Source organism: Paracoccus wurundjeri (assembly GCF_030678915.1).
GTDB lineage: Bacteria > Pseudomonadota > Alphaproteobacteria > Rhodobacterales > Rhodobacteraceae > Paracoccus > Paracoccus onubensis_A.
Genome location: NZ_JAUUTZ010000003.1, coordinates 75199 through 88547 on the forward strand (window position 1 = coordinate 75199; position 13349 = coordinate 88547).

The 13349-nt window shown below is 60.7% G+C and carries 9 protein-coding genes; 6 read left to right on the top strand and 3 right to left on the bottom strand.

Annotated features, from left to right (window positions below; translation table 11 throughout):
* Positions 1-14: 14 nt before the first annotated feature.
* Both Q0601_RS04405 and Q0601_RS04410 read right to left on the bottom strand, forming a co-directional pair.
* Positions 15-1532, bottom strand: a complete 1518-nt coding sequence (locus Q0601_RS04405; protein WP_305287547.1) for a glycerol-3-phosphate dehydrogenase — start codon at positions 1530-1532, stop codon at positions 15-17.
* Positions 1533-1543: 11 nt separating this feature from the next.
* Positions 1544-3115: an FGGY-family carbohydrate kinase gene (locus Q0601_RS04410; RefSeq protein WP_305287548.1), complete on the bottom strand. Its 1572-nt coding sequence runs from the start codon at positions 3113-3115 to the stop codon at positions 1544-1546.
* Between the two features lie 513 nt (positions 3116-3628).
* On the opposite strand from Q0601_RS04410, the gene Q0601_RS04415 reads away from it, so the two are divergent.
* The 5 genes from Q0601_RS04415 to Q0601_RS04435 all read left to right on the top strand — a co-directional run bounded on the left by Q0601_RS04415 (position 3629) and on the right by Q0601_RS04435 (position 8897).
* Positions 3629-4294 carry a DUF2291 family protein gene (locus Q0601_RS04415; RefSeq protein ID WP_305287550.1) on the top strand — a complete coding sequence of 222 codons (666 nt, stop codon included), beginning with the start codon at positions 3629-3631 and terminating at the stop codon, positions 4292-4294.
* Positions 4291-5835: a sugar ABC transporter ATP-binding protein gene (locus tag Q0601_RS04420; protein WP_305287551.1), complete on the top strand. Its 1545-nt coding sequence runs from the start codon at positions 4291-4293 to the stop codon at positions 5833-5835. The genes Q0601_RS04415 and Q0601_RS04420 overlap by 4 nt, the downstream gene beginning before the upstream one ends.
* Positions 5836-5861: 26 nt before the next feature.
* Complete coding sequence (locus Q0601_RS04425) at positions 5862-6905, top strand: ABC transporter permease (RefSeq protein ID WP_119747009.1); 1044 nt, start codon at positions 5862-5864, stop codon at positions 6903-6905.
* A gap of 90 nt (positions 6906-6995) precedes the next feature.
* Positions 6996-7943: a D-ribose ABC transporter substrate-binding protein gene (locus Q0601_RS04430; RefSeq protein ID WP_305287552.1), complete on the top strand. Its 948-nt coding sequence runs from the start codon at positions 6996-6998 to the stop codon at positions 7941-7943.
* Between the two features lie 93 nt (positions 7944-8036).
* Positions 8037-8897 (top strand): DeoR/GlpR family DNA-binding transcription regulator, encoded by an 861-nt coding sequence (locus tag Q0601_RS04435; protein WP_305287553.1) that lies wholly within the window; start codon positions 8037-8039, stop codon positions 8895-8897.
* Positions 8898-8926: 29 nt separating this feature from the next.
* On the opposite strand, the gene Q0601_RS04440 is transcribed toward Q0601_RS04435, so the two are convergent.
* Positions 8927-10048, bottom strand: coding sequence for a hypothetical protein (locus tag Q0601_RS04440; RefSeq protein ID WP_305287555.1), 1122 nt, complete (start codon positions 10046-10048; stop codon positions 8927-8929).
* Between the two features lie 344 nt (positions 10049-10392).
* Here Q0601_RS04440 and ileS point away from each other — a divergent pair, with 344 nt between their 5' ends.
* Complete coding sequence (ileS, locus tag Q0601_RS04445; RefSeq protein WP_305287557.1) at positions 10393-13314, top strand: isoleucine--tRNA ligase; 2922 nt, start codon at positions 10393-10395, stop codon at positions 13312-13314.
* The last annotated feature ends 35 nt before the right edge of the window (positions 13315-13349 follow it).

Below are 13349 nucleotides of genomic sequence, written 5' to 3' on the forward strand. Positions count from 1 at the left end.
CTGCGAGGGGCAAGCTACGCGGCATCTGCCAGAGCCGCTGTCTCAAACCACTTAGCGAAAGCGTCCCGCTCGGCCGGGGTGAGGTGAAGGTAGTGTTTGGTGCGCCTCCACAGAATATCCTCGGCTGTCATCGCCCATTCCTTGCGGGCGAGATAGCGGGCCTCCGCTTCGTAGAGTTGCCCGCCGAAATACCGGCCCAGATCGTCGAGTTTCATGGCTCCGGCCACGACATCCTTGGTACGTGCGCCGTAAAGCCGTCCATAATGATGCACCAGTTTGCGCGGCATCCAGGGGTGCAACTCGCGCAGAAGGTTGGCATAGCTTTCATAATCCGCATTCGCGATTTCACCGCCGGGCAGGGTGGCGGTTTCGGTCCAGTCCGGTCCCATATCCGGAAAAATCTCATGCAGCCGGTGCATCCCGCGCTCGGCCAGTTCGCGGAAGGTAGTGATCTTGCCGCCGAACACGTTCAGCAGCGGCGCGCCCCCGTTCATGTCCAGATCGAAGACGTAATCGCGCGTCACCGCCGAAGGGTTGCCTTGCCCGTCATCGAACAGGGGGCGCACGCCTGAAAATGTTTCCAGAACGTCCGAGCGGCGCAGTTTTTCCTTGAAATAGCGATTTACGGCGGCGATCAGATATTCGATCTCGGATTCGTCGGCCTTCACATCCTCGGCCCGGCCCTCATAGGCGATATCGGTGGTGCCGATCAGGGCTTTGTCGCTTTCATAGGGATTGATGAAGATGACCCGCCTGTCATGGTTCTGCACCAGATAGGCGTTATTCCCATGCCAGAATTTCGGCACGATGATATGGCTGCCCTTGACCAGCCGGACATTGCGGGACGAGTTCGCCCCGGCCACGCGTCCGATCACATCGCTGACCCATGGGCCGGCGCAATTGACCACGCAGCGGGCGCGGAAGCTGCGGGTTTCGCCGGTCAGGTCGCTGCGGGTCTGCACCGTCCATGCGCCATCTTCCCGGCGCGCCGAGATGCAGGGGCTGCGCGTCAGAACCTCTGCCCCGCGCTCGGCCGCGTCAAGGGCGTTCAGGACGACAAGCCGCGCGTCATCCACCCAGCAATCCGAATATTCGAAGCCTTTGGCATATTGGTCCAGCAGCGGGGCGCCCTCGGGGTCGCGGCGCAGATCCAGCGTTCTGGTGCCGGGCAGTTTCTGACGACCGCCGAGATTGTCGTACAGAAACAGTCCAAGGCGGACCAGCCATGCCGGGCGGTCCTGTGGGCTGTGAGGCAGCACGAAACGCATCGGCCAGATGATATGCGGCGCAGAGCGCATCAGCACTTCGCGCTCGATCAGGGCTTCGCGGACCAGCCGGAATTCGTAATATTCCAGATAGCGCAGGCCCCCATGCACCAGCTTACCCGACCGGGACGAGGTTCCCTGTGCCAGATCGTCCTTTTCGCATAACACGACCCTGAGGCCCCGCCCTGCCGCGTCTCGGGCAATTCCTGCACCATTGATGCCGCCGCCGATCACGAAAAGGTCGATCATTTCGGGGTCGCTTGTCATGTCAATCTCCTTCAGTTTCCGGCCCTAATCTGCTTGGCGCGGGCGGCGGCAAGGGCGTCCCAGGCCGGGGGCAGGGCCTGGCGGGACGCGGAAAATGCCGGGAAAAGCCGCTGATAGGCGGCGGTAAGGCCGGGATCCGGCGCTTCGGCCTGTCCGAGAAGTGGCGTGACCCATTCCTTGATGCAGGCTTCCATATCCGGATAAACGCCAATCGCGACCGCCGCCATCATCGCGGCCCCTGCCGCCCCGGCCTCGTCCCGGTCGGATACCCGCACCGGCGCATCCAGCGAGGCGGAAAGGATGCCGCGCAATCCCGGCGAACGAGCCGCGCCGCCGGTCAGGCGCAGTTCCGAGGGCAGGGGGCCCATTGCGGCATAGCAATCGCGCATCGCCATTCCCAGCCCCTCGGTGACGGCGCGCAGCAGGTCGGGAAAGCGGTGATGCAGCGCCAGTCCGACAAAGCCCGCCCTTGCATCGGCATTGACGAAGGGGCCGCGCTCGCCCGCCTCGGAAATATAGGGGTGATAGATGATCTGACCGGGTTGGCTTGCCTTCAGCCAGTCTTCGATATGATCGACCAGATCGCGGTGTCCGACGGGCTTGCCCATGTCCGACATGATGTCCGCCGCGATCCCAAGCACCCAGTCCAGATTGAGCGTCGCCGCCATATTGGTCTGCACCTGCGTGACGATGCCGGGGATCGGCAGGCAAATCACATAACCTGTTCCCTGATCGTTCAGATGCACCCCATTCGCGGGCACCGCCCGCAGATGCACGCCGGTGGAGCCCACGGTCGAGCAGGCCACGTCGCCCGCTCCGCCATAGACGCCTGCGCCAAGCGCGGTCATCACCATGTCCACATAGCCAAGGCTGACCGGCGTTCCGGCGCGCAATCCTGTCCGGCTGGCTGCCTGTGCCGTGAGGGGGTGAGTGATCTGGCTGCCATCCACGATCTGCGGCAGCAGGTGGCGGCGATGTGTCAGCCCCAATGCCTCGATCACGGTGTCGTCATATTGGCGGTTACGGAAATTGCCGAAGGTGAAGCTGGCTTCCGACGGATCCGTCGCGCGGATTCCGGTCAGGTTAAGATAAATCCAGTCCTTGCAATGCAGCGCTACTTCGGTCCGGTCCAGCAATTCGGGCATATGCGCATCCATATGTGCCATCTGGCTGCCCTGCTGGCAGGTATTCAACCCGGTGCCAGTCGCCTCGAACCGGGCGCGGTCCGAAGCCCGCGCGGCAAGGCGCTGGACCGTTGGGGCGGCCCGCGCGTCAAGCCAAAGCCAGGCATCGCAAACCGGACCGTCGTTCCCGACCAGCCAGGTGCCGTCGCCCTGAGCCGTCACCGAAAGCGCGGCGGTGCGCGCGGCAAGGTTTTCGATCCGGTTACCCAGATCGCGTAACGCCGCAGCGCAATCCCGCCATGTCTGCTCAAGGCTTTGCGTGGCCGATCCTTCGGCAGTCGAGGTGTAGTTATTGGGAACCGAGGCCGATGCAAGCTGCCGCCCTTGCAGGTCGAAGGCTACAGCCTTGATGACCGAGGTGCCCGCATCGATACCAATCAGAATGTCATGTTCGGGCATGGATCGCCTCCCTCGTCGAATCGGTGCGCTGTAATCCGTTACCCCTCCTCCGATGGGCGTCGCGGCGCGTGTCTGGCGTTATATACCATAATAATCACATATAAAACGCATTATTTTGCTGAAAAAGGAATATATTTCATCTATCATAACGGGGGATGGCGGCGCAACCGGAGATTCGTTTTCGTTTCGACGGATGGTTCGCGATAGAATATTGCTAGATATTTAACGATAATTTGAACGATATGCATAATTTTCGTGCGCATCATTGGCGGAGATATCTTTTGCAAGCTGTAAGGCGGGATCGGTATGTTGGGCGATGTTCTTGATTAAGAAATATCATCATTGACCGATAATATAACAATGATATAACTTATGTGAGTGACATATGGCGCCGGGAGGGCGCGACATCAGTCAGGCAGGGGGCGACATGTCAGAAATCATCCGAACCGGACGGCGCGGTATCCGCTGCGTTCCGACCTTTTTCGTACGCCCGTGCTGCATAGGGGCTGCGTCATGACTCAGGGTTCCGCTTCCCCTGCGCCCGCGCCCAAGGCTCCGGCGTCATCCCGGCGGGGCCTGTTTCTTGGCGTCGCCGCCGCGATTGTCGTGGCGGCGGGGATCGCTGCTGACACGACAATCGTGCAGATCGGGTCCGAGGCTGACGCGCGGCAGCAGGCATTCTCGCCCGATACCTATGGCGAGGAAGAATTTCCCCGCATACAGGAGTTCGTGACCGGCAAGGCCGTCGACGCGGCAACTCTGGCCGAGGAACTGGAGCGGGACAAGGATGCCGCGGTCGAACAATACGGCACCCCCGCCTCGACCGGTGCGATCCTGCCGGTAACCGTCAGCGGTGTGGTGGGCGAGGGGAAATCCGGCGTCTATACGTTGGCCGTTGACGGTCTGTCCGAAGACATCACCGTCCGTGTCCAGACCGGCCCTGCGATCAATGGCACCGATCTGCGCGACGCGCCCGGCGATATCGAATTCGGTCAGTTCAAGAACCAGATCCAGTATCAGGATGCCGGCGCGGCCATCAATCGCGCGATGAAGGCCGCCGTTCTGGACGGTATCGACAGCGCGGCACTGGATGGCAAGACCATTCAGGTGACCGGGGTCTTCCGGCTGATCAATCCCAAGAACTGGATGATCACCCCTGTTTCGCTGGAGGTGCAATGAGTCCCCGGACCTCTGTTCCCGATGCGACGCCGGAGCCGGGCCATGTCGTGCTTGCGGCCAGAAATGTCGCCAAGTCCTATGGCAATGTCCACGCGCTGAAGGGTGTCAATTTCGATATCCATCAAGGTCAGGTCACGACTTTGTTCGGCGAAAACGGGGCGGGTAAATCCACGCTAATGAAGGTTCTTTCGGGCGTGATTCAGCCGACCTCCGGCGAGATTATCCTTGACGGTCGGCCGGTGGTGTTCGGCAATGCCGCCGAGGCGCGGGACCACGGAATCTCGATCATCCATCAGGAATTGTCTCTCGCGCCCAATCTGTCGGTGCGCGACAATATCTTCATGGGCCGTGAGTTGCACGGCACCACAGGAGTCGATTTCGCCGAAGAGGAGCGCCAGACCCGCAAGCTGATGGAGGAACTCGAAGAGAATATCGACCCGCTGACCCCGGTCGAGGACCTGCGCCTTGGCCAGCAGCAGATCGTCGAGATTGCCCGCGCCCTTTCGGTCAACAGCCGTATCCTGATCATGGACGAGCCGACCTCTGCGCTTTCGGCTAGCGAGGTCGAGGTGCTGTTCAAGGTCATCCGCGATCTGACGGCGCGGGGGGTCTCTATCGTTTATATCTCGCATCATCTGGAAGAAGCGCTGACCATTACCGATCATGCGGTTGTCCTGCGCGACGGAAACATGACCGCCTATGCACCCCGCGCCGAGATCGATCTGGAATGGATCGTGCGCAATATGGTTGGCGAGAATTACGATCTGGGTTCCCCTCCGAACGGGTACGAGATGGGCGGGGTCGCTCTGTCGATCCGCAATCTGTCGGTTCCCGACGCGTCGGGCGTCGATCTTGTACGCGATCTGTCGCTGGATGTCCGCGCGGGGGAAATTGTCTGTGTCTATGGCCTGATGGGCGCCGGCCGGACCGAATTGCTGGAGGCTGCCGCCGGGAGGTTGGCGAAAACCGGCGGCGAGATCGTTCTGGAAGGCCGCGAGGTTTCGCATCTTTCCATCGGGGAACGTATCGCCCGCGGTCTTGCGCTTGTGCCCGAAGACCGCCAGCGCGACGGGCTTGTCCAGACCATGAGCGTGGGGCAGAACCTGTCCCTGGCCTCGATCCGCAACTTCACCAGGGGCCTGTTCACGCAGCACCGCGCCGAGAAGAAGCTGATCCAGGATTCGATCCGCGAAGTTACCGTCAAGACCGATGGCGGCGATGCGTCTATCGGTTCGCTTTCCGGCGGCAACCAGCAGAAGGTGGTGATCGGCAAGATTTTGGCGACCAAACCCCGCGTCATCATGCTGGACGAGCCGTCGCGCGGCATCGATATCGGTGCCAAGGCCGAGGTGTTCAGGCTGCTGGCCGAAGGCGCGAAACAGGGGCTGGCGGTGCTGTATTCTACCTCGGAGGTGGGTGAATGCCTGTCCATTGCCCATCGGATCATCGTCATGCACAAGGGCCGGATCTCGGCTGTCTTCGATTCCAACGCATCCAAAGAACAGATCATGGCCGCTTCGGGCGAAGCCGAGGCCGCATGAGCGTCGAGAGCAAGAGGGAAGACCCCATGTCTGACACGACCAACACCCAAACGGCAAAGCGTTCGACTGGCGGTTTCGATATCGCCCGCCTGTTGCTGGAGGGACGGGCGTTCTTTGCCCTGATCGTGATCATCGCGGTGTTTTCCTATATGTCGCCGAACTATTTCACGACCAGCAATTTCCTGATCATGTCCAGCCATGTGGCGATTTACGGGTTGCTGGCCATCGGCATGCTGCTGGTGATCCTGAATGGCGGGATCGATCTGTCGGTGGGGTCGATCCTTGCGCTTGCCGGGGTCAGTGCGGGCGCGATGATGCAGGGGATCGAATTGCAGGCGCTTGGCGTGATCCTGTACCCGCCGGTCTGGGCGGTGGTTGTGCTGACATGCGTGCTGGGTGCGTTTGTCGGGGCGGTGAACGGTGTGCTGATCTCGATCTTCAAGGTGCCCGCATTCGTCGCGACGCTTGGCGTGATGTATGTCGCCCGAGGCGTGGCGCTGCTGATGACCAACGGGCTGACCTATAACAATCTGGCGGGCAAGGCCGAATTCGGGAATACCGGGTTCAACTGGCTGGGTTTCAGTCGCATCGCCGGGATTCCGATCTCTGTTCTGGTGCTGGCAGCGGCAGCGATCATTGCCGGGTTGATGTTGTCGCGCTCGGCCTTCGGACGCTGGCTTTACGCCTCGGGCGGCAATGAACGCGCGGCGGAATTGTCGGGCGTGCCCACCCGCAGGGTGAAGATCGCCGTCTATACGCTGTCGGGTATCCTGTCGGCTATCGCGGGGCTGGTTCTGGCATCGCAATTGACCTCGGCCGGACCGACCGCCGGGCAGACCTATGAACTGACGGCGATTGCCGCTGTCGTGATCGGTGGTGCGGCCCTGACGGGCGGACGCGGCACGGTGCGGGGCACCATGCTGGGGGCTTTCGTGATCGGCTTTCTGTCGGACGGTCTGGTGATCATCGGCGTCTCGTCCTACTGGCAGACGGTTTTCACCGGCGCCGTGATCGTGCTGGCCGTGTTGATGAACTCGCTGCAATACGGGCGTGGCGGCCGCAAGGTCTGACCCGCCGGACGAAAAACCGCCCGGCCCGAACGGGGGCCGGGTGTCATCCCTGCCAGACGCGGCAGACAACTAACCCGAAGGGAGAGAGACATGACCAAGATGACGCGCCGCCTGTTACTGGCCGCCGCCGCAAGCCTGCCGTTGATGGCCGGTTCGGCATGGGCCGAAGGGCTGATAACGATCATCGTCAACGATCCGGCGAACCCCTATTGGTTCACCGAAGGCGAGGTTGCCAAGGCGACCGCCGAGGAACTGGGCTACACGGCGAATGTCGCGGCCCACAAGGGCGATACCAATACCGAAAGCACCCTGATCGACACCGCGATCACCAACAAGTCGGTGGCGATCATTCTGGATCCGGCCAATGCGGACGGCTCGATCGGGGCGGTCAGGAAGGCCGTGGATGCCGGTATCCCGGTTCTGACCGTGAATGCCGAGATCAATGAAAGTGATCTGGCCAAGGCGCAGCTTGTCTCGAACAACGCGCAAGGCGCGGCGCTTGGCGCTCAGGCATGGGTCGAGGCCGTGGGCGACAGCGGCAAATATGTCGAATTGTTCGGCGCTCCGCCCGACAATAATGCCGCCACCCGCTCGAACGGGTTCGAGACGGTGCTGAGCCAGTATCCCGATCTTGAAGAGGTCGATGAAGAAGTCGCCAACTGGGATCGCACGCAGGGTTATCAGAAAATGCAATCCATGCTGCAGGCCAATCCCGATATCATCGGCGTGATCTCGGGCAATGACGAGATGGCACTGGGCGCGATTGCCGCCCTGAAGGAAGCGGGTAAGCTGGAACAGGTGAAGGTCGGCGGTTTCGACGGTTCACCCGATGCTGTCGAGGCGGTGAAGGCCGGTGAGTTGCAGTATACGGTCCTTCAGCCGGTCGCGGTATTTGCCGATGAGGCGGTACGGCAGGCCGATAATTTCATCAAGACGGGTGAAACCGGCGCGGATGCGGAAAAGCAGCTTTTCGACTGTATCCTGATCACCAAGGATAACGTGGATCAGATGACTTCGCCTTTCGTGCTGGAACAGTAAGATCGGACGGGGCGCGATTTTCGCGCCCCTTTCATTCCCGCCGGGTGGCATATCGCCTATCGGCCCGCCCGACCTTCGGGGCAGGAGAACCGCATGACCGACAGTCAGGAGCCTATCGAAAGCCTTGTTTCGGGCGATCTACCCAGCGACAGCCGTCAGGCCCGCCAGATCGCCCGCCGTCAGATGATCGCAGAAGCGGTGATGGCCGAGGGAACGATGCGGATCGAGGACTTGACAGAGCGTTTCGGTATCAGCCTGATGACAGCGCACAGGGATCTGGACGAGCTGGCAAGCCGCGGATTGTTGCGCAAGTCCCGGGGGGTCGTCTCGGCGGCGCCGACGCGGGTGGTAGAGGCAAGCGGCGTTTATCGCGATACAAGGCAGGCCGCGGAAAAGGCGTCGATCGCAGCTTTGGCCGCCCGCATCATCGAGCCGGGGCAGGCGGTATTCTTCGACGATTCGACTACGGTAGCCCGGATGGTGCCGCATCTGGCGGATAAGGTTCCGCTGACCGCGATTACCAATTCTGTCGGACTGGTGAATGAGCTTGTCGAGATTCGCGACCTGACATTGCTGGGGCTGGGCGGCCAGTATCACAATTGGTGCAACGCATTCATGGGGCCCGCGACAATCGCCGAGATTCGCCGGCTTCGCGCCGATCTGGTGTTTCTGTCCATGTCCGCGATCATTGACGGAATGGTTTTCCATCAAAGCCCCGATATGCTGGAGACCAAACGCGCGATGTTCAATAGTGCCGCACGGCGTGTTCTTCTGGCCGATCACACGAAATTCGAGCGCCGCGCCCTTTATGCGATGGAGCCGCTTGAGCGCTTCGACATCATCATCGTAGACGATGGAACCCCGCCGTCACTGATCGAGCGGATGAAGAAACAGGGGATCGAGGTTCGGGTGGCGAAAGTTGAACTTGCCGGCGGCCAGAAGGTTTCCGGCTGAACCGGGCATGCTTCCGGCCGTGGCCCGGTTCAGATGTCCCACCATCCCAACCGTTTGAGCTTGTCGCGAATCGCCTTTTCCTTCGGCGGAAGATCGGCCCGGTTGAATTTGCCGCGGATCTTGTCGCGTCCCTTGCCCTGAAAGATCAGTTTGCGGGCGGCGTCCCAGTTCTTGACGTGTTTCTTGATCTTGTTCGGCGCGACAACCTTTTCCAGCGTTTCGACCACCTTGTCGGATTCGCGGGCGTAAAGTAGTGGCAGATTGCGGTAATGGCAGGTGACATCTCCATCCAGCCCGGCGATCCCGGCATCCGGCCGTCCGCCTCCGAAGGAATGAATGACCAAAGGCAATACGATCTGATCCAGCCAGGGATCCAGGCTTTGACAGGCAAGCTCATCCTGTGGGTCGTCGCGGATGGCCATTGCCCAGTTCAGGAAACGCCGCCCGAATTCATCGGGATCCGGGCCAAAGAACCAGCCGGCATTGAAATAAAGGTAACGCTCCCAATGTTCGTCCGGTTGGCGCAGATCCAGCGTGCTGGCGAAATCAAGGCCAAAGCGATCATAGAGCGATTTCCAGATCTCATTGTAGCCGGGGCCGTAAAGGGGCGGGATCGGCCATGTCCCCTCGCGCCGCATCGAGGCGGAAGGGCGGTCGAAATCGAATGTCATACCGTCAAGCGGGCCGGTCACAAGCGTGTCGGTGTCGAAGAAAATGAATGGTTCCCCGGCGGGCAGGACCTGCAACGCCTCGATCTTGTTGCCATAGGGATAGGACGCCCCGAAATGCTGCGCGGTGAAGGGCTGGATTTCCGCGCCCAGCCAGATAAGGGCCTCGCGAATCTCGGGCTGAATCGCAGTATCGTGATCCTTCCACGCGCCTTCCGGCAAAGGCTCGGCCACGATAAAGGTTCCCTTGTAGCCCGGAGAACTGTTCCGCAGGCTGGCCGCGAAGATCAGCGCTTCGTATTGCAGCCGCCCGTTCTGGGCGACGATCAGCAGATTCGCGGGCTTTGCCGGGGTCTTGCTGATCCTGGGCTTCGGCGCTGCGGGCGTTGTCTTGCGGGAGGCCGTGGATTTCCTTGGCGAACTGGATTTTCCTGTTGCTCTGGTTTTTTTCTGAACAGCTTTCGGACTGTCTGACTTGGCCATTTGAAAATCCTTTATAACGATAAGACCGTTTGATTAGAAATCACTGCCCGGAAACTAACGCAGCCGGCGGGTCAGTTAAAGATCGCATTGAATCGGATTGTTCACATTGCGCTGTGATCCGCGGAACCGGCTGCCGTGTTTGCCCGATCCGTTATCGAATGCCGGAAGTTTGATCATTGGGCAGGTTGGATACTTGCAGCCCGTTCGCCGCCTTTCTATAGAAGGCGGCATGGATTTTCTGGTGTTCGGCCCTCGAATTACTTGCCCGGTGGTGTGATTTTTCGCGCCGCCGGGTCCGATGATGCCTGACAAGCCCCCCGAATGCCCGAAGTAAGGAACGCCAGATGAGCGCCGAGACACCCGATTACCGCGATACCGTTTTCCTGCCCCAGACCGACTTTCCGATGCGCGCCGGTCTGCCCGCGCGAGAGCCCGACTGGCTGGCCCGCTGGGAACGCATCGGAATCTATGACCGGCTGCGCGAGCGGGCAGGGGATCGCAAGCCGTTCATTCTGCATGACGGCCCTCCCTATGCGAATGGCAACCTGCATATCGGGCACGCGCTGAACAAGGTTCTGAAGGATTTCATCACCCGCAGTCAGCAGATGATGGGGCGCGATTCGCGCTATGTGCCGGGCTGGGACTGTCACGGCTTGCCGATCGAGTGGAAGATCGAAGAGCAATACCGCGCCAAGGGGCAGGACAAGGATGCCGTGGATGTCGTCGAGTTCCGCCGCCAGTGCCGCCGTTTCGCGGACGAGTGGATCGACATCCAGCGGCAGGAATTCAAGCGGCTGGGCGTGACCGGAAAGTGGGAGGAGCCCTATCTGACCATGAATTTTCATGCCGAGGCGGTGATCGCGGCGGAATTCATGAAGCTGCTGATGAACGGCTCGCTTTATCAGGGCAGCAAGCCGGTCATGTGGTCGCCGGTCGAAAAGACCGCGCTGGCCGAGGCCGAGGTCGAATATCATGACAAGGAAAGCGATACGATCTGGGTTCGCTTTCCGGTTCTGAACGGGGAAGAAGCCGGGCTGGGCGCCTGCGATGTTGTGATCTGGACGACGACGCCCTGGACGATTCCGTCCAACAAGGGCGTGGTTTACGGGGCCGATTATTCCTATGGCCTTTACGAGGTGACCGGCCGTCCCGAGGAATGCTGGGCCAGGATCGGTGACCGTTACCTGCTGGCCGACAAGCTGGCCGAAGGGGTGCTGGCCAAGGCGCGCCTGGAACCCGACATGTATCGGCGTATTGGTGACGTGAATGCCGAAACCCTTGCAGGGTTGCGGCTTGCCCACCCGCTTGCAGGGGTCGAGGGTGGAGAGGGCGAATGGGATGCCCCGCGCGATTTCCGTGCCGCGCCCTTCGTGACCGATGAGGAGGGGACGGGTTTCGTTCACTGTGCCCCCAGCCACGGCATGGAAGAATTCGAGATGTATCGCGATGCCGGGATGCTGGCCGAGGTCATCACCTATAACGTGCTGGAGGATGGCAGTTACCGCGAGGATCTGCCGCTGTTCGGCGGCAAGCAGATCCTTAGGCCGAACGGCAAGGAGGGCAATGCCAACCGCGCGGTGATAGAGGCTTTGATCGCTTCCGGAAAATTGTTGGCACGCGGCAAGATCAAGCACAGCTATCCGCATAGCTGGCGCTCGAAAGCGCCGCTGATCTATCGCAATACGGCGCAATGGTTCGCCTCCATCGACAAGGCGCTGGATGACGGCATGGGCGAATATGGCGATACCATCCGCGCGCGGGCATTGGCGTCGATCGACCAGCTTGTGAAATGGACCCCGCAATCCGGGCGCAACCGGATCCATGCGATGGTCGAAAACCGGCCTGATTGGGTGCTGTCGCGTCAGCGGGCATGGGGCGTGGCATTGACCTGTTTTATCAGGAAGGGCGCCATGCCGACTGACGATGATTTCCTGCTTAGGAATCAAGCGGTCAATGATCGTATCGTCGAAGCTTTCGAGGCCGAAGGCGCGGATGTCTGGTATCAGAACGGTTTCAAGGCGCGTATGCTGGACGATATCGCCGACCCGGCTGATTACGATCAGGTCATGGATGTGCTGGATGTGTGGTTCGATTCGGGTTCTACCCATGCTTTCGTGATCCGCGACCGCGAGGATGGCAGCCCCGACGGCATCGCCGATCTGTATCTGGAAGGCACCGACCAGCATCGCGGCTGGTTCCAGTCCTCGCTTCTGCAAGCCTGTGCGACGAGGGGCCGCGCGCCCTATCGCGGCGTGCTGACGCATGGTTTCACGCTGGACGCCAAGGGCATGAAAATGTCCAAATCGCTGGGAAATACCATCGTCCCGGCCGAGGTCGTGAAACAATATGGCGCGGATATTCTGCGGCTATGGGTGGCGCAGGTGGATTACACCGCCGACAGTCGCATCGGCCCCGAGATCCTGAAGGGAACGGCGGACAGTTATCGCCGCTTGCGCAATACCCTGCGCTTCATGCTGGGCAATCTGGCCGGGTTCGATGAGGATGAAAAATTGCCCCTGGCGGACATGCCCGAGCTGGAGCAATGGGTTCTGCACCGGCTTGCGCAGCTTGATCATGCGGTGCGCGGCGGCTATGATGCCTATGATTTCCAGGGCGTATTTCAGAAGCTGTTCCAATTTTGCACGGTCGATCTGTCATCCTTCTATTTCGACATTCGCAAGGATGCGCTGTATTGCGACGCGCCCGGCAGCAATCGCCGCCGCGCTGCAAGAACGGTTCTGGATATCCTGTTTCATCGCTTGGTGACATGGCTTGCCCCGATCCTGCCGTTCACGACCGAGGATGTCTGGTTGTCGCGCTTCCCGTCCGAGGATGATTCCGTTCATTTGCACGACTTCCCCGACACTCCGGCGGATTGGCTGAACGAGCCACTTGCACTGAAATGGGAACAGGTGCGCCGCGCGCGCCGGGTCGTGACGGCTGCGCTTGAGATCCGGCGAAGCGACAAGACGATCGGAGCCAGCCTTGAAGCCGCTCCGATCGTCCATGTCGAGGATGCCGAGATGCTGACAGCGCTGAAATCAGTGAATTTCGCCGATATCTGCATCGTATCGGACCTTTCTCTGACCGCTGACCCGATCCCGAACGAGGCATTCCGCATGACTGAAATTTCGGGCATTGGCGCGGTCTTTGAACTGGCCGAGGGCAGTAAATGTCAGCGTTGCTGGAAAATCCTGCCCGATGTCGGCAGTCATCGGAATCCGGGTGTCTGCGCGCGCTGCGACGAGGTTCTGGGCGACGACTGATCCCGCAGGATTGACGGGCTTCGCCGATGGCCATG

Excerpts from the sequence above, each read along its gene's own strand:
- Q0601_RS04405 (WP_305287547.1), bottom strand. The coding sequence starts at position 1,532 with ATGACAAGCGACCCCGAAATGATCGACCTTTTCGTGATCGGCGGCGGC.
- Q0601_RS04410 (WP_305287548.1), bottom strand. The coding sequence starts at position 3,115 with ATGCCCGAACATGACATTCTGATTGGTATCGATGCGGGCACCTCGGTC.
- Q0601_RS04415 (WP_305287550.1), top strand. The coding sequence starts at position 3,629 with ATGACTCAGGGTTCCGCTTCCCCTGCGCCCGCGCCCAAGGCTCCGGCG.
- Q0601_RS04420 (WP_305287551.1), top strand. The coding sequence starts at position 4,291 with ATGAGTCCCCGGACCTCTGTTCCCGATGCGACGCCGGAGCCGGGCCAT.
- Q0601_RS04425 (WP_119747009.1), top strand. The coding sequence starts at position 5,862 with ATGTCTGACACGACCAACACCCAAACGGCAAAGCGTTCGACTGGCGGT.
- Q0601_RS04430 (WP_305287552.1), top strand. The coding sequence starts at position 6,996 with ATGACCAAGATGACGCGCCGCCTGTTACTGGCCGCCGCCGCAAGCCTG.
- Q0601_RS04435 (WP_305287553.1), top strand. The coding sequence starts at position 8,037 with ATGACCGACAGTCAGGAGCCTATCGAAAGCCTTGTTTCGGGCGATCTA.
- Q0601_RS04440 (WP_305287555.1), bottom strand. The coding sequence starts at position 10,048 with ATGGCCAAGTCAGACAGTCCGAAAGCTGTTCAGAAAAAAACCAGAGCA.
- ileS (WP_305287557.1), top strand. The coding sequence starts at position 10,393 with ATGAGCGCCGAGACACCCGATTACCGCGATACCGTTTTCCTGCCCCAG.